We start from the raw sequence: 17,671 nt of genomic DNA, 5'->3' as shown, positions 1-17,671 counted from the left end.
GGTGTCTGTTGCGCCGTGCGTCAGCGCGGCCGCAGCATCCATTCATGCGCGGGGTCGTTGCGAAAGGCCCAGCGCCGCTCGGGCCCGGCCATGGTGTTGAGGTAGTAGAGGTCGTAGCCGTGCGGGGCCACACAGGGGTGGTAGCCGCGCGGCACCATCACGGTGTCGCGATGCTCCACCGCCATGGCTTCGTCGATGCTGCGGTCATCGGTGTAGACGCGCTGGAAGGCAAAGCCCTGGCTGGGGTTGAGCAGGTGGAAGTAGGTTTCCTCCAGCACGGTCTCGGCGTCCGGCGCGGCGGGGTCGGCGCTGTCGTGCTTGTGCGGTGGGTAGCTGGACGAGTTGCCCGCCGGCGTGATGACCTCGACCACCAGCAGGGACTCGGCCGCCTCGGTCTCGGGCAGGATGTCGCAGACATGGCGCGTGTTGCTGCCCTGGCCGCGCACGCTGCGGCGCATGCTTTCGGGGGCGATCACGCGCGTGGCGTGGCGGCCCGTGGCGGGTGCGGCGCTCAAGGCAACGTCGGCTGGGCTGCGCGCCGTGATGCGCAGGCTTTGGCCGGGCGGCACGTACACGGCCGTAGGCGCACTCTCCTCGAACACGCTGGCGCGGCTGCCCAGGGCGCTAAACGCCTGGCTGCCGACCTGCACATCCACCTGGCCGGTGAGCACGGTGATGCAGTATTCAAGCGGTCCCGTGGACAACTCCTCCTGCTCGCCTGCCTGCAGCCTCAGGGCCTTGAAGTGGATGTGCTTCCAGCCCGCACTGGCCGGCGTGATGTCGGTGACGATGCGGCCGGGCGCGGCCTTGACGAGCAGGCTCATGCTGCAGCTCCTTCGGTGATGTCCTGGGAGGTTTCCACGCGGCTGGCATCCCAGCCGGCGATCAGCGCACGGAAGTTGGCGGCGACGGCATCGCGCAGGCCGGCATCGTCCAGCTCGTTGCGCAGCCACTGCAGCGCGGGTCCGGCCCAGACGCTGCGGCCGATCATGAAACCCTTGACCACGGGCGCCCGCGCCTGGGCAAAGCCCTGCACCAGTTGCTCCACGGGCTGGGACAGGCCCAGGATCACGGCGCCCCGGCACCAGGGGTCGCGTTCGTTCACCAGGGCGTCCAGCGCCTCCCAGTTCTCGCGCGCCATGGTGCCGACCTTCCACCATTCGGGCCTGAGGCCGAGGTCGTAGAAGTGGCGTATGGCGCGCAGCACGGCCTCGCCCCGGTCGTCGGGCGCCAGCGTGTCCTTTGGCGGGATCACTTCCAGCAGCAGCTCATGGCCGCTGGCGCGCGTGGCGGTCCAGACCTGCTGCAGCCAGACATCCTGCTCGGCGCGCAGTGCGGGCGTGTCGTCGGGGTGGTAGAAGACCAGGCATTTGACGGTATGGCTTTGCGGCCAGTGCAGCAGCTCGGAGGCCAGCGAGTTCGTGCCGTCGAAGCGCAGCGGGCGCGAGCCCGGCCGCTCTATGGGCCGGCCGATCCACCAGCCGCGTCCCGTGGCGTCGTGCAGCGCGGCCTCGCCCAGGTCGTGCCGGCCGTCGATCAGCACGCCCATGCGGCCCGCATTGCCCGGGTCGCGCTCGACCTGGGCGACCACCTCGTTGATCAGCCGCTTGAGCGGGCGCAGCCGCGCGGGCGCTGCGCCGGCCTCGCGCGCCAGATCGTCGAACTGGCTGCGGTGGTCATAGGCCAGCACGCACAGCGCGGGCCACTGCGGCCGCGCGCGGCTGACGCGGTGCAGGTGGGACAGCTCGGGGTCCTGGTCGGGACGCGGATGGCGGTGGCCCGAGAACCAGTGCGCCAGCTCGGCCTGCGTGGGCATGGCCGGCGCGCAGCCATGGCGCGAGACCACGATGGCGCCGCAGGCGTTGGCAATCGCCGCAGATGCCTCCAGGCTCTTGCCGCGCAGCAGCCCCGACAGAAGGCCGGAGGCAAAGGCATCGCCCGCGCCCAGCACATTGAGCACTTCCACGCGTTCGCCCGGCACCGTGGGCGCCTGGTCGATGACATCGGGCACCGCGCCTTCGATCAGCGAGCAGCCCAGCGGCCCGCGCTTGACCACGAAGACGGCGCGGCTGCATTCGCGCACGCGGCGCAGGCTGGCGATCAGGTCACCCTCCACGCCGCCGGCGATCAGCCATTCCTCTTCGGTGCCGATGATGAGTTCGAACGGGCCCAGCTCGGCCTGCAGCCTGCGGCTGACCTCGGCGCTGGCCACATAGCGTGTCTCGCCGTCGCCCCGTCCGGCCAGGCCCCACAGCACGGGCCGGTAGTCGATGTCCAGCACGCGCACCAGTCCGTGGCGGCCCGCGATCTCCAGCGCCCTGCGGCTGGCGGCCAGCACGCCGGGCGCGCTCAGGTGGGTGCCCGTGATGGCCAGGCAGCGGCAGCGGGCCAGGAATTCCTCGCTGATGGCTGCGGCGTCCAGCGCCATGTCGGCGCAGTCCTCGCGGGCGAACAGCAGGGGGAAGGTCTCCTGGTCCTTGATGCCCAGCAGCACCATGCCGGTCAGGCGCCGGGCATCGACCTGCACCTGGCTGGTGTCGCAGCCCTCGCGCTGCAGCGTCTCGACCAGGAAGCGGCCGTTGTGCTCATTGCCCACGCGCGAAATCATGGCCGAGCGCAGCCCCAGGCGCGCCGTGCCGAAAGCCATGTTGCCGGAGGAGCCGCCCAGGTACTTGGCAAAGCTGCCGGCCTCCTCCAGGCTGCAGCCTATCTGCTGCGCGTACAGGTCCACGGCCAGTCGGCCCAGGCAGGCCACGTCCAGCGGACGGTCGGAGGGAAAGTTCAGCATGCTCATGGTCATAGGCCCGTGCGTTGCGAGGGGCCCGGGGCGTGCGGGCCTCCCCATAATCGTTGCGTTCGTGCGATCATAGATCGAAATAGAAAATATTTTCCACAAATATGAAAAATAGAAAAACACCAGCCGATGCGGGCGCCACTGCGGCCTGCGGCCCCTACGCCGACCGCGCTGCCTTCCTGGACGTGCTGCGCCAGGGCTTCGAGGCGCTGAGCCGCCAGCTCAAGGCCATCGGCCGCCATGTGGAAATGCAGGGCGACCGCCTGGCCTTCGACGGAATCCAGGCCACGGCCGAGCAGTGCGGTGTGCAGCCTTCTGCCGTGGTGCGCTTTGCCAAGCATTTCGGGTTCTCGGGGTACTCGGAACTGCAGGCGCTGTTCCGCGCCGATGCGGCGCGCCAGCTCTCGGCCCAGCATGACTACCAGGACCGCATCCGGGGCCTGATCGCCTCGGGCAACGAACCGCGCAGCGGCGCGCGCCTGGCGCACGAGGTCATCGAAGGCAGCATCGAAAGCCTGCAGGCCCTGCAGCGCGGCCTGCCGCCGGAGCAGTTCGAGGCGGCGGTTGACCTCATGCTGGATGCCCCCTCGCTGTGGCTGGCCGCCTCGCGCCGCGCCTTCCCCGTGGGCGCCTACCTGGCCTATGCGCTGCAGCACACCGAAAAGCCCGTGCACTGGCTGCACGGCCTGGGCGCCATGCAAAAGGGCGAGCTGCGCGCGCTGTCGCCCGGCGACGTGATGCTGGCCGTCTCCTTCGAGCCCTATGCGCCAGAAACGCTGGAGGTGGTGGACGCGGCCCTGGCACGCGGCGCGCGCCTGCTGGCGCTGACCGACAGCCAGCTCAGCCCCCTGGCATCCCGCGCCACCGTCACCCTGCTCGCCCAGGACGCAGCCACCTTCGGCTTTCGCTCCCTGACCAGCACGCTGACCCTGGCGCAGTCGCTGTTCCTGGCGCTGGCCTACCGGATGGAGCTGGCGTACGAGCCTTCGGTGAAGAGGTCCTAGGCGGCAGCGTTCCGCCCAGGGCCGCTTTGTGGGGGTTCACCAGTGCACAGGCTTGCTGGCTGGTTTTTTCCGCGTCTGCACGTTCAGCGGCAACTGCGATTGCGCCAGCTCGTCGTCCCTGATGTGATGGCGAACCCAGTGCGCCAACGCCGTCAAGCGCTTGTTGGGCACTTTGCCGTCTGCTGCGGTCCTGTCGCGCAATGGCATGACCAGCCCCAGCCTGGCGGCGGGCACGTCCTCGCGCAGCATGCGCAGTGCGGGTTCCACGTCACTGTCGTTGGAGCAGATCACCAACTGGTCGCATTCGCCACGTACTGCATCACGGTAGGCGTGCAGCGCAAGGTTCACGTCGGTCTGCTTTTCTTCGATCATCCAGACGCGCGACACGTTGTTCTTGCTCGGGTTGGCGCCCGCTTGATAGCTCGGCAGGGATGTGGGTTCGAAGACGTGGAAGCCGTTGACGATCTGGATCAGGCCAGGGTCTCGTGCCTGAAGGGCGCGAAGGTACTGGGTCTGTGCCTGGACCGATGCCTCGCCATGCCGGGCGTACGAGGCTTTGACGGGGGCCGTGAAGTACTTGATGGCGACAACCTCTGCGCCAGGGTCTTGCGGCAGCAGGATGCGATCACGAAACAGCGCAGCAATGTCCAGCCACTTGTACGGCGTGCCCTTGAGCCGTGAGTAGTAGAGGTTGTAGCCGTCGATGTAGATGGTTGTTCTGGTCAATGTCCAAGCCACCAATGAAAAGACCACCTTGCGGTGGCCTTTTCGCCCTAAGCCTGAGCCAACTGAATGACACCGCGAAGGGATTGTGTAGCGCGATTCTAGCAACTCCTGCCATTCAAAGGCCTGAAACGGCGCCTGTTCCTGCGCCGCATGCCGTTGGACAGGCGCGCGGGTTGATGCCCGATGCGGCACTGCAGTCCCGGGGGGACCTCTTCTATCCCGCAGCCGCCGCGCGCAGCAGCCGGTCGCGCACGCCTTCCCAGTCCGGCGTGTCGGGCGGGGTCTCGATCCAGATCAGCCTGGCGCCGACTTCATCGAAGTCGCGCAGGGCGCCGAACAGCTCGCGCGCGGTGGCGGCGGCGTCGGCGGGCATGGCGCGCAGCGTGACGGCGCGCGAGGCGGTGCGCAGCGGTGCGCGGTGGTAGACGGCCAGGTTCCGGGCGTCGGCGCCCAGCACGTCCAGCCCGGCCTGCAGCTGCCTTGCATCCATGAGCCGGACCTTGGCGTTGGGCGCGTAGTGGGCCAGCAGCGTGCCGGAGGCGCGTGGCGTGTTCTCCAGCAGCTCGTCCTTGGACAGGGGGCGCTGGCCGCAGGCGCGCTCGATATCGTCGCGCGTGATGGCGCCGGGGCGCAGCAGCACGGGCACGCCGCGCGTGCAGTCCACGATGGTCGATTCAATCCCCACTTCGCAGGCGCCGCCGTCCAGCACCAGCAGCGTGTCGCCGAACTCGCCGGCCACATGGGCCGCCGTGGTGGGGCTGACGCGGCCGAACTTGTTGGCGCTGGGCGCCGACACACCCCAGACGGGCGGCTGCAGCTGCTGGCAGGCGGCCAGCACGGCATGGGCGACGGGATGGGAGGGGCAGCGCAGGCCCACGCTGTCCTGGCCGCCGGTCGAGGCCCGGGCGGCTTGGGGCAGGCGCGGCAGGATGAGGGTCAGCGGGCCGGGCCAGAAGGCGTCGATCAACTGCTGCGCGAACAGCGGCACTTCGCGTGCGTAGCGCGTGATGGCGCCGCTGTCGGCCACATGCACGATGAGCGGATGGTTGGGCGGCCTGCCTTTGGCGGTGAAGATCTGCGCGACGGCCGCGTCGTTGTCGGCATCGGCCGCGAGGCCGTAGACGGTTTCCGTGGGCAGGCCCAGCAGTTCGCCGCGCTGCAGCGCCTGTGCGGCGGCCTGGACAGAGGCCGCCAGCGTTCCATCAAGAATCATCGCGCGGGCCTTCAGAACGGCTCTATACCCAGGATGGCAGCGGCCTGCAGGGCGGTGGAGCGCACGGCCTCGGGCGTGGGGCCGGTGACGTTCAGGTGGCCCATCTTGCGGCCGCGCTTGGCGTCGTGCTTGCCGTACAGGTGCAGGTGGCAGCCGGGCAGGGCCAGGACCTGGTCCCAGGCCGGCGCCTTGGCCTGTTCGCCGTCCTTGAACCACAGGTCGCCCAGCAGGTTCAGCATGATGGACGGGCTGTGCTGGCGCGGCTGCGTCAGCGGCAGGCCGGTCATGCAGCGCACCTGCAGCTCGAACTGCGAGACATCGCAGGCGTTCTGGCTGTAGTGGCCGCTGTTGTGCGGGCGCGGCGCGATCTCGTTGACCACGAGCATGCCGTCCTGCAGCACGAAGAATTCGACGCAGAGCACGCCCACGTAGTCCAGGCCGTCGGCCACGGAACGTGCGGCGGCCAGCGCCTGCTCGACCTGTGCCTGGGGCAGGTTGCCTTCGTAGACCTCGGTGACGGAGAGGATACCCTCGCGGTGCAGGTTGCGCTGCACGGGCAGGTTGACCATGGAGCCGTCACGGCCGCGCGCCACGATGACCGAGCATTCATGGGCCAGCGGCAGCATTTTTTCCAGCACGCAGGCCACGCGGCCCAGTTGCTCCCAGGCGGTGGCCAGCTCGGCGGCGTTCTTCACGCGCACCTGGCCCTTGCCGTCGTAGCCCATGCGCGCGGTCTTGAGGATGCCGGGCAGCAGGCTGGCGTGCACGGCGGCCAGCTGGGCCGGCGTCTCGATCACCGCGTAGGGCGCGCAGGGCACGCCGCAGCGCACGAAGTGGGCCTTCTCCTGGGCGCGGTCCTGGGCGATGGCCACGGACGAGCCAGCCGGCGAGACCGGCCGCTGGGCGGCCAGCAGGTTCAGCGCCGCGGCGGGCACGTTCTCGAATTCGGTGGTGACGGCGGCCGACAGGCGCGCCAGCTCGGCCAGGCCCTGCGGGTCCTCGTAGCCGGTGCGTATGTGGTGGTGGCTTACCAGGCCGGCAGGGCTGGTCGGGTCGGCGTCGAGCACGGCCGTGAAATAGCCCATGGCCTGGGCCGACTGCACGAACATGCGGCCGAGCTGGCCGCCGCCCAGAACGCCCAGGGTCGCGCCGGGCAGGATCACTTCAGCGGCGCTCATGCGGCCACCGAGGGAAGCGTCATGGCACGCGCGGCGGCGGTCTGCTCGGCGCGGAAGGCTTCGAGCTTCGCCCGCAGGGCCGGGTCCTCATTGGCCAGCAGGGCCACGGCGAACAGGGCCGCATTGGCTGCGCCGGCCGCGCCGATGGCAAAGGTGGCCACGGGCACGCCCTTGGGCATCTGCACGATGGAGTGCAGCGAGTCCACGCCCTGCAGGTGGCGGCTGGCCACCGGCACGCCGAGCACGGGCACCACGGTCTTGGCGGCGATCATGCCGGGCAGGTGTGCGGCGCCGCCGGCGCCCGCGATGATGGCCTTCAGGCCCCGGCCGGCGGCGGCTTCGGCATAGGCGAACATGTCGTCGGGCATGCGGTGGGCCGAGACGACCTGGGCTTCATGGGCGATGCCAAATTGCTGAAGAATGGCAACTGCGTGCTGCATGGTCTCCCAGTCGCTGCTGGAGCCCATGACCACACCGATCTGGATGGAGTTCATGTCGTGAGGGCGCCTGCGGCCCGGCCTAGTGGAACCCGCGATTTTACTTTTTTAGTCCGGATCGGCCCGCATCCCCCTGCAAATCACCGCACAGCCGTGTGCTGCTCGCGCGCAAAACCCAGCACACGCTGGCGAAACACATGGGCCAGCCAGGCCAGGGCCATCGCCACCTGCACGGCCAGCGACAGCCACATGCCGCTGGTGACGGGCTTGGTCAGGCCGGCTGCCAGCGGCTGGGCCAGCATGGCGGCATCGGCCCCGGCGAGGCCAAAGGCCAGCAGCGGCAGCACGATGTTGACCAGCAGCCAGGTGACGGCGAACGCGGCCAGCGGCGACTTGATGCGCCCGGCCAGCAGGGAAAAGCCCGTGGCCAGCGCGGCATCACGCAGCAACTGCGCCGTTGCCAGTGCCGCCAACTGGGCTGTACCGGGCAGGATGGGCTGGCCGCCTGCGGGCCACAGCAGCCACAGCGCACAGGCCAGCACGGCCAGCAGCCAGCTCACGGGCCACAGCGGCAGGGCCTCGAGCGCGCCACGCCAGCGCCCCTGCAACACGCACCATTGCACCTGGCGCCAGCTGCGCAGGCCTTCGTCCATGCCGTGCAGGCAGACATAGGCCGTGCCCGCCAGCGCCAGCCCCGTGGTCCATGCGAAGAAGGAGGCCGGACCGGGGCCCTGCAACTGCATTGCATCGAGGTGCATGCCGCCAAAGGCCAGGCCCGCCACGCACAGGCCCAGCGGCCAGGCCCAGGGCAGGGTGCGCACATCCAGCCGCGTGCACAGCAGCCGCCACAGGGCCAGCAGGCCCAGCCCCAGCGCGATGGCGCCGAACAGGTAGATGGCGCCGCGCCCGTGCAGCGGTACGGACCACCACAGCACAGGGCGGCCTTCCTCGCGGCCCAGCTGCTCGGTCAACCGGCCCAGGATGGGGCCGGGCAGCACCATCACGAACAGCAGCGGCATCAGCACGAAGCGGATGCGGCGCGCGGGCTGCTCCTTCGGCCCCCAGCCCATGAGCACGGAGTGCATGCTCCAGGCCTGCAGGGCCAGGCCCCACAGCACGGCCTGCAGCACGGCGTGCACGCCCCAGGCCAGCCCGCCCGGCTGGCCCGCCGAGGTGACCAGCACGGCCAGCGCGCACCACAGCATGTACAGCCAGGCCGCCAGCGGGGCGCCCAGCAGCTTGCCCCAGGCCATCTGCCAGGGCGTGAGGGCTGACAGGCGCTGCCAGTCCCAGGTGTGCTGGTGCGCTTCCTCGTTGAGGCCGCGTCCGGCCAGCACGCTGCCCAGGCCGGCCGCGGCGATCCACATGCCGACCAGGGCGGCGATCAGCAGCGTGTGCAGGCGGCGGTCGGGCTGGACCAGGGCCATTGGCGTGGCCAGCAGCAAGGCGGTGAGCAGCAGGCTCCAGCCCAGCTGGGACGGCCGCCAGTTGAGCCAGAGCTGGCGCTGGAATTCGGGGTTGTGCGTCATGGCTGTTCCGCAGGGGTGGGGGTTGCTGCGTTCTGCAGGCCGCGCGCATAGCGGTCCTGCAGGCGCTCGCGCATCGGGGCCAGGCTGGCCACGGGCAGGCCGGTACCGACCAGGCGGGCCAGCAGATCGGCGCGCTCGCGCGGCAGGGTGGGCAGCCACAGCTGCAGATGCACCAGGCCCTGGTCATCGGGCGGCGGCACAGGGGTGTCGGGAAGGACCAGGTGCAGCTGCCGTGCCAGCGACCCGGCCGAGGCACCCGGTGGCGGTGCCAGCTCCAGTGCGTACAGTGCCAGCGGCGCATCGCCGCCGGCGGCAGGTGCCTTGATGCCGCCGTGCAGGGCCTCGTGGCTTTCCACGCGGCCGTCGCGCAGGCTCAGGATGTGGGTGCAGTACTCGTCCAGTTCGCTGAGGATGTGGCTGGAGACGATCAGGGTCATGCCCTGGGCCTGCAGCGCACGCATCAGCCTGGACAGGCTGGCGCGTGCCTCGGGGTCCAGGCCGCTGGCCGGCTCGTCCAGCAGCAGCACGCGCGGCTGGTGGACGATGGCCTGGCCGATGGCCACGCGCTGGCGCTGGCCGCGAGACAGCTCGGTGGGCAGGCGCTCCAGCAGATCGGCCAGGCCCAGCTGCCCGGCCACGTGCGCCACGCGCTGCGGCGCCTCGGACGGGGGCACGCCCATGGACAGGGCTGCGTACTGCAGGCAGCGCCGCACGCTCAGGCGGTCATAGAGGCCGAAGAAATCCGACAGATAGCCCAGGTGCCGGTGCACTTCGCGGGGCTGCTCCTGCACGGCAATGCCATGCACCTCGACCTGGCCCGACAGCGGCTGGTCCAGCCCGGCGATGCAGCGCATCAGCGTGGATTTTCCGGCGCCGTTGGGGCCTACCAGGGCCGTGACGGTGCCTGCGGCGATATGGACGCTGACGCCGTCCAGCGCGCGGTGGCCAGGGTACTCGAACACCAGCTGCGAAACCTTGATCAAGGCGAGCCCTCCCTCATTGTGTTGATGGCAGGCCGCAATGGCGGCTCAGCGCGCCAATATAGCCCAGCGCTGCCGCGCCTCGTCCCCGGCCGGGCTGCTTGAAATGCACGCAGCCGGCTCCCAACTGGGGTGGTTGCCGTCCATGGCGCCCACGCCATGGAATTGCTGGAGAATCACACGGTCCGCATCGGAGGCATCCGGCCGCCGAACTCCGAACCGCCACAGTTCGCGCGCCCTGGCCGCGCGCCTTGCCACAGGGTCTGATCACATGATTGATGTCACCATTGAGAATTTCGAAGCCGAAGTCGTCGCCGCCTCCATGCAGGTGCCGGTGCTCGTCGACTTCTGGGCGCCCTGGTGCGGCCCGTGCAAGACGCTGGGCCCCATCCTGGAAAAGCTGGAAGTGGCCTACGAAGGCCGCTTCAAGCTGGTCAAGATCGATTCCGACCAGGAGCAGCAGCTGGCCGGCATGTTCGGCATCCGCTCCATCCCGACCTGCATCCTGATGATGGGCGGCCGGCCCGTGGACGGCTTCATGGGCGCCCAGCCCGAAGGCAAGCTGCGCGAGTTCCTGGACAAGCACCTGCCCTCCGAAGGCGAGCTGGCGGCCGAGGCCGAAGCCGACGAGGCCCACCAGCTGCTGGAAGCCGGCGACACGCAGGCCGCCCTGCAAAAGCTGGCCGATGCGCTGGCCGCCGACCCGGCCAACGACGATGCGCGCTTCGACTACGTGCGCCTGCTGATCGCCACGGGCGGCTACGAAGAGGCCGGCGCCCTGCTGACCGAGCCGCTCAAGCGCATTCCCCAGCCCACACGCTTCGAGGCGCTCAACCAATGGCTGCAGTGCATGCTCTTCGTGCACAACGACGATCGCGGCAACTGGGAGTTTGCCCAGTTCGATGCCGTCATCGCACAGAACAAGCGCGACTTCGACACCCGCTTCGGCAAGGCCCAGGCCCTGGCCGCCGAAGGCCAGTGGGCAGCCAGCATGGACGAGCTGCTGGAAATCATCATGCGCGACAAGGAATGGAACGGCCAGGCCGCGCGCAAGCTCTATGTGGGCATCCTGGAGCTGCTCACACCCCCGAAGCCCAAGAAGCAGGACGCCATCCCCGGCAAGAGCAGCGGCGGCATCGAGCTGCTGGGCAAGGGAGCGGCCGAGCAGGACGAGGCAACGCAGCTGGTCAACGGCTACCGCCGCAAGCTCAGCATGGCGCTGAACTGAGTCCGGCCGCGCGCCGGTGAAGAGACGGGAGCCTTGCGGCTCCCTTTTTTCATGGCGAGGGCTCAGGGTGCAACCGGCTCCTCGGCCGCATGCGCGCGGTGCAGCAACTGCACGAAGCCGGGCGCATCCGGCAGATGCACGTCCGCCAGGCGCCTGACCGCAATGCCGGGGGACCACGAATTCATCACCACGGCGCCGGCCAGGGATGGCAGGTCGGCCAGGGTCAGCACGGCCTCGCGCTGCGCCACGCCCATGCGCTGCAGCTGGCGGCGCAGCATGGACTCGGTCGTGCCCGGCAGCACCTGGGCGCGCGGCCAGACCACGGCATCTCCATCCCAGAAGGCCAGGTTCCAGATGGTGGCCTCGCCAATACGGCCGTGGCGATCGGCAAAGGCGGCATCGTCAAAGCCCTGGGCTACGGCGCGACGCAGCAGATGCGTCTTCGCCACCTCGCCCACATGCTTGAGGTGGGGCAGCATGCGTTCATGCTCGAACAGCGCCAGGCTCAAGGGCCCGACAGGGCCCGAGGCGGGTGCCGAGGTCCGCACCAGCATGCGCGGCCGCGCATCGGCGGCCGTGAATTCCCCGGCAGGCGAGTACACCGTGGCGGTCAGCGAAACATCCTGCGGGCCGTTGGCAAGCGCCTTCCGCAGCTGTGCCTGGACATGGTCATCGGACAAGGCCTGGCCGTACAGCTCCAGCGAGGCCTGGCGCAGACGCTGCAGATGCAGGTCCAGCCCGCGCAGCCTGCCGCCGCGCACCTGCATGGCCGTGAAATGGGCATGGCCGGCAAAGGCCAGGGCGGCGAGTTCGGCCGCCGTAGCGGGCTGCCCATCGATAAGGCTGGTGAAGAAAGAGGCGGTTTCCATGGATTCATCCATCAACAAATTTTCTTGATTGTTCGATGGCGGTTCCAAAAGAGGAAGCAAGTAGTATTCGATGCTCCATCAAGAAAAATTTGAAGATCCATGCGCCAGCTTCCACCGGGCACACGCGCCCTGCGCAGCTTCGAGGCCGCAGGGCGCCACCTGAACTTCACGCGTGCGGCCGACGAACTGGGACTGACCCCGGCGGCGGTCAGCCACCAGATCAAGGAGATGGAGGAACAGCTGGGCCTCGTCCTCTTCACGCGCAACAGCCGCAGCATGCAGCTCACGCCCGCAGGCAGCGTGCTGCTGGAGGCCACGGCCGAGGCGCTGGGCCTGCTGCGGCGCGCCACCGCCCGGGCGCGCCAGCTGGCCCGGGGCGAGACGCGGCTGCGCCTGTCGCTGGGCGCGCGCTTTGCCACGCAGTGGCTGCTGCTCCGGCTGCCGCGCTTTCGCGCCGCGCATCCGCAGATCGAACTGAGCTTCGACATCAACGACGAGGTGCGCGACTTCGACGCCGATGACATCGACGCCGCCATCCGCTTCGGCACCGGCCGTGATCCGCACACCCTGGCGGTGCGCCTGTTCGACGCCAGGGTCATCCCCGTCTGCAGCCCGGCCCTGCTGCAGTCCGGCCCGCCGCTGGCCAGCCCCGCCGACCTGCTGGGCCACACGCTGTGCCACGTGGACTGCATGGTGGACGGCCAGGTCTGGCCGAACTGGCCGATGTGGATGGCAGCGGCCGGCGTGGAGGGCCTGGACGCAGGCCGCTGCATCGCATTCACCGACTCCAGCCATGTCGTGCAGGCCGTGCTGGACGGCGGCGCCGTGGGCCTGGTCGAGCAGGACCTGGTGGCCGAAGACCTGGCCCGCGGCCGCCTGGTGCGCCTGTTCGACATCGCCGTGGGCCTGGGCCCGGCCTATGCCTACCACCTGCTGTACCCCCGGCGCAGCCAGGGCCAGCCGGCCATCGAGGCCCTGCGTGCGTGGGTGCTGCAGGAGGCCGGGCTGGCAGGAGACGGGCTGCTGCCCGCCTGAGCCTGCGATTCAGGTGTTCGCAGGCTTGATCCTCTGGAACTGGAACCAGCCCTGGTTGAGAAACACGGGCAGCAGCGGCACCAGATAAAAGACGATGGCGTCCAGGAAAGGTGACCCCGCGGCCTCCTTGTGCGGCGCACCGCCAAGGAGTGCGTGGATCGCAGCGGGATCGCGCCAGTACATCCCGGCCCAGATCAGCCACAGGCCCAGCATCGCCAAGCCGAGCCAGCCGCGCCAGGCGGACTTCGGCTGGTCGGGTATCAGGGCGGTCGCTGCGTTGTCGAAGCAGAGACTGCTGAACAGGGATACAGCGGCCATGGCACAGGCCGTCAGAGGGATCTGCCACGCACGATATTCGGGGACGATGGCCACCATCGACATGCAAAGTACAGCAGCCAAGAAATGGGGGGATTGTTCCGAGCCCAGCACCATCAGCCGGTAGGGCAGTGCGATTGTGCGGCGCAGCAATGCCAGCGAGAGTACGAGTATTTCCTGCAGGCTCGAACTGCGCCGCTGCTGCTTGCGCAGAACGACCGACTGCCTGAATCCATGCCATGCCTGCTCCATGCGGTCACCGTGCAGCGTGTACGCGATGGCACAGACCAGAAACCAGGTTGCGCCGACCAGGGCTCCGGTCCAGGGCGTGCCCTTGAACCATGGCAGGGCCTGCACGGCCAGGGCGCACCACAGCAGCAGAGGCGGCAAGGCCTTGCCAGCCGGGCTGGCGGGCAGCAGCGCCAGCCAGTAGGCAACCAGCACCAGCATCACGGCCACGAAGAGCAGCGGCGTGCTGTCCACCGAGGTGAAGAGCACGGGCCACATGCGGGCCTCCCATATGCCGAAAATGGCCGTCGCCGTCACCATGAGCGCCACGGCAGTCCAGACCATCGCCAGCATCCTGTTGCGGCTGAGTCGCCCCTTCCACAGTGCCGCGTGCTGGGCGTGCTTGACGTGCAGCACCCCGCGGTAGGCGTAGCCGGCCATCACGAACGTGCCATACCCGATGAGGAGCACCGCCATGAGTCGGACCCACCAGGGCTCATGGGCATATTCGCTCCAGGACATCAGCACGGACGAGAGAAAGACCACCAGGGCAGTCCGGAAGGCGCAGCCCATTTCCATGGCGTGGTCGGCAAGTGAATGCAGCGGCGGCTTCGGGACGCCGAGCGCATAGCGCTGCCCCGGGCTGAGTTCGTTCCATAGGCGGGCAAACCGGCTGGGGGCGAGCATCGCCAGCAGGTAGATGCGCCACTTTGCAAGCTGCTGCACCAGTTGCCCGAACAGCGCGATTTGGCCGTAGTACTGCCTGAAGGCAGGATCGGGGTAGAAACGGGATTCCAGTTGGTCCAGTTGCTCCCGCAAGGCGGTGGCGCGGGCATGCCCCATCCATTGCCAGGCGCGGAAATCCGTCTCCCAGGCGAAATACTCCGACAGGGCGCGCGCAAATGCCGGCGGAAGCTCGGGCACCTCGATCACCAACTGCGCAAACCAGTTGCAGGCGTCAGGACGCTGTGACAGGGGCAGCTTGTCCAGCTCCCGCCGCAGATTGGGCCAGCCGTTCAGCAGTGCATCAGGCCCTGCCTGTTTGAGGTAGTTGAGCGTTTCGTGCGCCAGATCCCTGGGCGGGATGAAGGCGGCTTCCTGTGCCTGGGGTTCTGCTGCGTCCGTGTTGCCGGGCAGAGGTTGAGTCCCGGGGCCCGGGACCGGCTCCGACAGCGGTGCAGGCTCTTGTTCCTGCTGCGCAGACCTGGCACTGGATACCTGCTCAACTGCAGCCATGCTCGGCATCTGCGTATCGCCCGTGGCCGGTCGCCTGGCGTGCTGCAGGGCCAGGTCATAGGCCTCGCGCAGTGATTGATAGGCGGCCGCATCGTCATCGGGCCGCGTGTGCTTGAGCCTGGATGCGTAGGCCTTCTTGATGGCCGGCAGGTCGGTCGTGGCTTCAATGCCCAGTACTTGCCAGAAGCTCATAGCACGAAGCCCTTGTCGATGCTGTCCAGGTACTTCCTGAACTCGCCGCGCCACTGGCGGATCTGCTGCTCGTCCTGGCTGTCGAGAATGGCTTCGAAACGCGCCAGCGCGTGACCTATGTCCTGTCGCGCAGGGCCCAGCCTGTCTTCGTACAGCCGCTTGGCCCGGGCGACCAGATAAGCGTTTTCCTGTTTGTCGCGCGGATGGATCTTGAGTGCGCGCAGCTTGAGCAGGGCCTCCTGGATCTGCTCGTCGCTCAGGACATGATCGCTGCGCTTGATCAGCGTGCTGGTGGTCTGGCCGGTTGCCGGAATATGCCCTTCCACTTCGAGCAGACCATTGACGTCATAGGTGAAGCGGATATTGATGCTGATCTCGCCGCGTCCCTTCGCCGGTATCTCGACCTCCAGATCGCCGAGTTTCAGGTTCTCTGTGCCAATGGGTGACTCGCCCTGGCGCACGTCGATGACGATGCGCGTCTGTCCATCCTGAACGGTGCTGTAGGTCTGGACACGCGATACCGGCACCGGCGTATTGCGTTCGATGATGGGGGAAAAGCGGTCGCTGTAATGCCGTCCATCGATATTTTCCGAACTCACGACTCCCAGCGAGTAAGGCATCACATCGGTCAACACGATTTCGCTGAGTGCGGCATTGCGTGATTTGAGGCCGGCCTGAATGGCTGCGCCGTGCGCAATCGTTTCATCGGGATGGATGGTGCGCAGCGGCAGTCGGCCGAACAGGCGCGTGACCAACTGGCGGACCATGGGCATGCGGCTGGCGCCCCCGACCAGTACCACTTCGTCCAGATTGGCGATGTCCAATTGCGCATCTAGCATGGCGCGTTCCAGCGGCCTGCGCAGTCGCTGCAGCAGGTCTGCGCAGCGGTTTTCATAGTCGGCACGGCTGAGCGTCAATGCATGCGGCGTCTCCTGGTAGGTAAACCGCATTTCAGTCGACTCGCTCTCGCTGAGGTCGCGTTTGGCCTGTTCAGCGGCATGCCAGAGCCCCCCGTCCGAAGACAGGGTCTCCCGCGGAACGCTGCGCAGGGCAGGCGTCTGCTCAATGAACCAATCCACCAATACCTGCGCGAAGTCCTCGCCGCCCAGGCGCGTGTCCCCGGCGCTGGCGCGCACTTCCACCACGCCTTCGAAGTACTCGAGCACGGAAACGTCAAAGGTGCCGCCGCCCAGATCGAACACCAGAAAGGTCGAGTGATCCGGCCTTTCCTGCAGGCCATAGGCGAGGCCGGCTGCCGTGGGCTCGTTGAGCAGCCGTTCCACCTTGATACCTGCCAATTGGCCAGCCGCCTGCGTGGCTTTGCGCTGCACATCGTTGAAATAGGCCGGCACGGTAATGACTGCCTCGGTCACGGGTTCGCCCAGATAGGCTTGCGCATCCGCCACCAGTGCGCCAATGACCAGCGCGCTCAACTCCTCGGCGCGCAGACGCTTGGGCCCCAGCACAACCGTGTGGTCCGTGCCCATCCAGCGTTTGAACGCCATGGCCGATTGTTGGGGATGCGTGGTAACACGTTCCCGGGCCGCCAGGCCCACCAGAATGGCACCATCGTCCGAAATGCTGATGGCCGACGGAGTCAGGAAATGGCCCAGCGAATTGGGTATGAGTTCGGTCTTGCCATCGCGATAAATGCTGATCAGGCTATTGGTGGTGCCCAGATCGATTCCAACTAGCATTGCACTCCCTCTCAATGATGTGGGGAGGCATTTTGTCCGATGTCATAGGCCCCGACTATGGGATTTCGAGGGCTGGGCTGCCGCGATCAAAGAGTGTCGGCAAATCGCATCAACCCGCGCACCACGGCCTGCACGGCCGGGTCTTGCTGCGAGGCGCTGCGGCAGGCCAGACCCAGCGGGCGTGTCAGGGCGGGACTCAGCCCGCGCTGCTGAAGGGTGCGGCTGACGGCGTCCATGGGCTCCTCGCGTGGCAGGACGGTGGGACCGTGGCCTGCGGCGACCAGGGCGCGTATGCCTTCGGGATAACTCATCTCCATGCGCGGCTGGGGCAGCAGGCCGGCCTGGGCAAACCATTGCGACAGCAGGCGGTGCATCTGGGTGCCGGCGGCAAAGCCTATCCAGGGCTGGGCGTTGAGCCATTCGGGCGTGATCTGGTCGGGCAGCGGCATCTGCGGCGGCGCGAACAGCTCCATGGGGTCGTTGCGCCAGGCCAGCACCTCGAGCCCCGCAGCCACGGGCTGGGGCAGACCGACCAGGGCCAGGTCCAGGCTGCCGGCCGCCAGGCGCTGCATGGCCTGGGCCGAGCTCACGACTTCCAGGCGCAGCTCCACGCTCGGTGCGTGCTCGGCCAGCCATTGCAGCAGTTCGGGCAAAAGCAGGGGGCTGACGCCGGCCGAGGCGCCTATGCGCACGCTGGCGCCAAAGCCCTCGGCACGCTTGCGCACCTGGCGCAGCAGGGATTCGCTGTCTGCCAGCAGGCTGCGTCCGCCTTCGGCCAGCAGTTCGCCCGCAGGCGTCAGCTGCGCCTGGCGCTTGCCGCGCACCAGCAGCGGTGTGTCCAGGCGCGCTTCCAGCTCCTGGATGTGCAGGCTGACGGCAGGCGGCGACAGGTGCAGGGCCTGGGCCGCGGCGGCCAGGGTACCCAGGTCGGCCACGGCCACCAGGGTCTGGAGCTGGTCGAGGTTCAGGCGTCGCATCAGGTTTCCTGAAGATAAGGTTCCGAAGATTCG

Annotated in this window: 15 protein-coding genes; 3 read left to right on the top strand and 12 right to left on the bottom strand. The window is 68.3% G+C overall.

The window, feature by feature from the left end; translation table 11 throughout:
- Positions 1–20: 20 nt before the first annotated feature.
- Positions 21–824 (bottom strand): 5-deoxy-glucuronate isomerase, encoded by an 804-nt coding sequence (gene iolB / locus ACRSCF_RS28205; protein WP_017404006.1) that lies wholly within the window; start codon positions 822–824, stop codon positions 21–23.
- Positions 821–2,794 carry a bifunctional 5-dehydro-2-deoxygluconokinase/5-dehydro-2-deoxyphosphogluconate aldolase gene (locus ACRSCF_RS28200; RefSeq protein WP_244387611.1) on the bottom strand — a complete coding sequence of 658 codons (1,974 nt, stop codon included), beginning with the start codon at positions 2,792–2,794 and terminating at the stop codon, positions 821–823. The genes iolB and ACRSCF_RS28200 overlap by 4 nt, the downstream gene beginning before the upstream one ends.
- A gap of 104 nt (positions 2,795–2,898) precedes the next feature.
- On the opposite strand from ACRSCF_RS28200, the gene ACRSCF_RS28195 reads away from it, so the two are divergent.
- Positions 2,899–3,798: a MurR/RpiR family transcriptional regulator gene (locus tag ACRSCF_RS28195; protein ID WP_016449125.1), complete on the top strand. Its 900-nt coding sequence runs from the start codon at positions 2,899–2,901 to the stop codon at positions 3,796–3,798.
- Positions 3,799–3,834: 36 nt separating this feature from the next.
- On the opposite strand, the gene ACRSCF_RS28190 is transcribed toward ACRSCF_RS28195, so the two are convergent.
- The 6 genes from ACRSCF_RS28190 to ACRSCF_RS28165 all read right to left on the bottom strand — a co-directional run bounded on the left by ACRSCF_RS28190 (position 3,835) and on the right by ACRSCF_RS28165 (position 9,864).
- Positions 3,835–4,524, bottom strand: a complete 690-nt coding sequence (locus ACRSCF_RS28190) for an NYN domain-containing protein (protein ID WP_244387610.1) — start codon at positions 4,522–4,524, stop codon at positions 3,835–3,837.
- 214 nt (positions 4,525–4,738) lie between these two features.
- On the bottom strand, positions 4,739–5,737 hold the full coding sequence (locus ACRSCF_RS28185; RefSeq protein ID WP_034363455.1) for an L-threonylcarbamoyladenylate synthase: 999 nt from the start codon (positions 5,735–5,737) through the stop codon (positions 4,739–4,741).
- Between the two features lie 11 nt (positions 5,738–5,748).
- Positions 5,749–6,915 (bottom strand): 5-(carboxyamino)imidazole ribonucleotide synthase, encoded by a 1,167-nt coding sequence (locus ACRSCF_RS28180; RefSeq protein ID WP_047326339.1) that lies wholly within the window; start codon positions 6,913–6,915, stop codon positions 5,749–5,751.
- The gene (purE, locus tag ACRSCF_RS28175) at positions 6,912–7,409 is read right to left on the bottom strand and encodes a 5-(carboxyamino)imidazole ribonucleotide mutase (protein WP_016449129.1); all 498 of its coding nucleotides are present in this window, start codon (positions 7,407–7,409) and stop codon (positions 6,912–6,914) included. Before purE ends, ACRSCF_RS28180 begins: the two co-directional genes overlap by 4 nt.
- Before the next feature lie 83 nt (positions 7,410–7,492).
- Positions 7,493–8,881 (bottom strand): hypothetical protein, encoded by a 1,389-nt coding sequence (locus ACRSCF_RS28170; RefSeq protein WP_034363457.1) that lies wholly within the window; start codon positions 8,879–8,881, stop codon positions 7,493–7,495.
- Positions 8,878–9,864 carry an ABC transporter ATP-binding protein gene (locus ACRSCF_RS28165; RefSeq protein WP_034363460.1) on the bottom strand — a complete coding sequence of 329 codons (987 nt, stop codon included), beginning with the start codon at positions 9,862–9,864 and terminating at the stop codon, positions 8,878–8,880. Before ACRSCF_RS28165 ends, ACRSCF_RS28170 begins: the two co-directional genes overlap by 4 nt.
- Before the next feature lie 268 nt (positions 9,865–10,132).
- Here ACRSCF_RS28165 and trxA point away from each other — a divergent pair, with 268 nt between their 5' ends.
- Positions 10,133–11,089 (top strand): thioredoxin, encoded by a 957-nt coding sequence (trxA, locus tag ACRSCF_RS28160; RefSeq protein ID WP_016449132.1) that lies wholly within the window; start codon positions 10,133–10,135, stop codon positions 11,087–11,089.
- 62 nt (positions 11,090–11,151) lie between these two features.
- Here the strand turns inward: trxA and ACRSCF_RS28155 are convergent, their stop codons facing one another.
- The gene (locus ACRSCF_RS28155) at positions 11,152–11,958 is read right to left on the bottom strand and encodes an aminotransferase class IV family protein (RefSeq protein ID WP_034363550.1); all 807 of its coding nucleotides are present in this window, start codon (positions 11,956–11,958) and stop codon (positions 11,152–11,154) included.
- 99 nt (positions 11,959–12,057) lie between these two features.
- Between ACRSCF_RS28155 and ACRSCF_RS28150 the strand changes: the two genes are divergently transcribed.
- Complete coding sequence (locus ACRSCF_RS28150; protein WP_034363463.1) at positions 12,058–12,993, top strand: LysR substrate-binding domain-containing protein; 936 nt, start codon at positions 12,058–12,060, stop codon at positions 12,991–12,993.
- Positions 12,994–13,002: 9 nt separating this feature from the next.
- Here the strand turns inward: ACRSCF_RS28150 and ACRSCF_RS28145 are convergent, their stop codons facing one another.
- From ACRSCF_RS28145 to ACRSCF_RS28135, 3 genes are all read right to left on the bottom strand, one after another.
- The gene (locus ACRSCF_RS28145) at positions 13,003–14,964 is read right to left on the bottom strand and encodes a J domain-containing protein (RefSeq protein WP_034363465.1); all 1,962 of its coding nucleotides are present in this window, start codon (positions 14,962–14,964) and stop codon (positions 13,003–13,005) included.
- On the bottom strand, positions 14,961–16,661 hold the full coding sequence (locus tag ACRSCF_RS28140) for a molecular chaperone HscC (protein ID WP_016449136.1): 1,701 nt from the start codon (positions 16,659–16,661) through the stop codon (positions 14,961–14,963). Before ACRSCF_RS28140 ends, ACRSCF_RS28145 begins: the two co-directional genes overlap by 4 nt.
- 86 nt (positions 16,662–16,747) lie before the next feature.
- On the bottom strand, positions 16,748–17,638 hold the full coding sequence (locus ACRSCF_RS28135; protein WP_016449137.1) for a LysR family transcriptional regulator: 891 nt from the start codon (positions 17,636–17,638) through the stop codon (positions 16,748–16,750).
- Positions 17,639–17,671: the final 33 nt, after the last annotated feature.

Origin of the sequence: Delftia sp. 11MD, assembly GCF_050907895.1 — a bacterium.
In the GTDB taxonomy this organism is placed as follows: domain Bacteria; phylum Pseudomonadota; class Gammaproteobacteria; order Burkholderiales; family Burkholderiaceae_C; genus Comamonas; species Comamonas tsuruhatensis.
This window is presented reverse-complemented; position numbering and strand designations above follow the sequence as displayed.

What these genes read in the sequence shown, in the direction of transcription:
- ACRSCF_RS28200 (WP_244387611.1), bottom strand. Translation starts at nt 2,794, where the DNA reads ATGAGCATGCTGAACTTTCCCTCCGACCGTCCGCTGGACGTGGCCTGC.
- ACRSCF_RS28155 (WP_034363550.1), bottom strand. Translation starts at nt 11,958, where the DNA reads ATGGAAACCGCCTCTTTCTTCACCAGCCTTATCGATGGGCAGCCCGCT.
- ACRSCF_RS28150 (WP_034363463.1), top strand. Translation starts at nt 12,058, where the DNA reads ATGCGCCAGCTTCCACCGGGCACACGCGCCCTGCGCAGCTTCGAGGCC.
- ACRSCF_RS28185 (WP_034363455.1), bottom strand. Translation starts at nt 5,737, where the DNA reads ATGATTCTTGATGGAACGCTGGCGGCCTCTGTCCAGGCCGCCGCACAG.
- ACRSCF_RS28170 (WP_034363457.1), bottom strand. Translation starts at nt 8,881, where the DNA reads ATGACGCACAACCCCGAATTCCAGCGCCAGCTCTGGCTCAACTGGCGG.
- ACRSCF_RS28145 (WP_034363465.1), bottom strand. Translation starts at nt 14,964, where the DNA reads ATGAGCTTCTGGCAAGTACTGGGCATTGAAGCCACGACCGACCTGCCG.
- purE (WP_016449129.1), bottom strand. Translation starts at nt 7,409, where the DNA reads ATGAACTCCATCCAGATCGGTGTGGTCATGGGCTCCAGCAGCGACTGG.
- iolB (WP_017404006.1), bottom strand. Translation starts at nt 824, where the DNA reads ATGAGCCTGCTCGTCAAGGCCGCGCCCGGCCGCATCGTCACCGACATC.
- ACRSCF_RS28140 (WP_016449136.1), bottom strand. Translation starts at nt 16,661, where the DNA reads ATGCTAGTTGGAATCGATCTGGGCACCACCAATAGCCTGATCAGCATT.
- ACRSCF_RS28180 (WP_047326339.1), bottom strand. Translation starts at nt 6,915, where the DNA reads ATGAGCGCCGCTGAAGTGATCCTGCCCGGCGCGACCCTGGGCGTTCTG.
- ACRSCF_RS28135 (WP_016449137.1), bottom strand. Translation starts at nt 17,638, where the DNA reads ATGCGACGCCTGAACCTCGACCAGCTCCAGACCCTGGTGGCCGTGGCC.
- ACRSCF_RS28195 (WP_016449125.1), top strand. Translation starts at nt 2,899, where the DNA reads ATGAAAAATAGAAAAACACCAGCCGATGCGGGCGCCACTGCGGCCTGC.
- trxA (WP_016449132.1), top strand. Translation starts at nt 10,133, where the DNA reads ATGATTGATGTCACCATTGAGAATTTCGAAGCCGAAGTCGTCGCCGCC.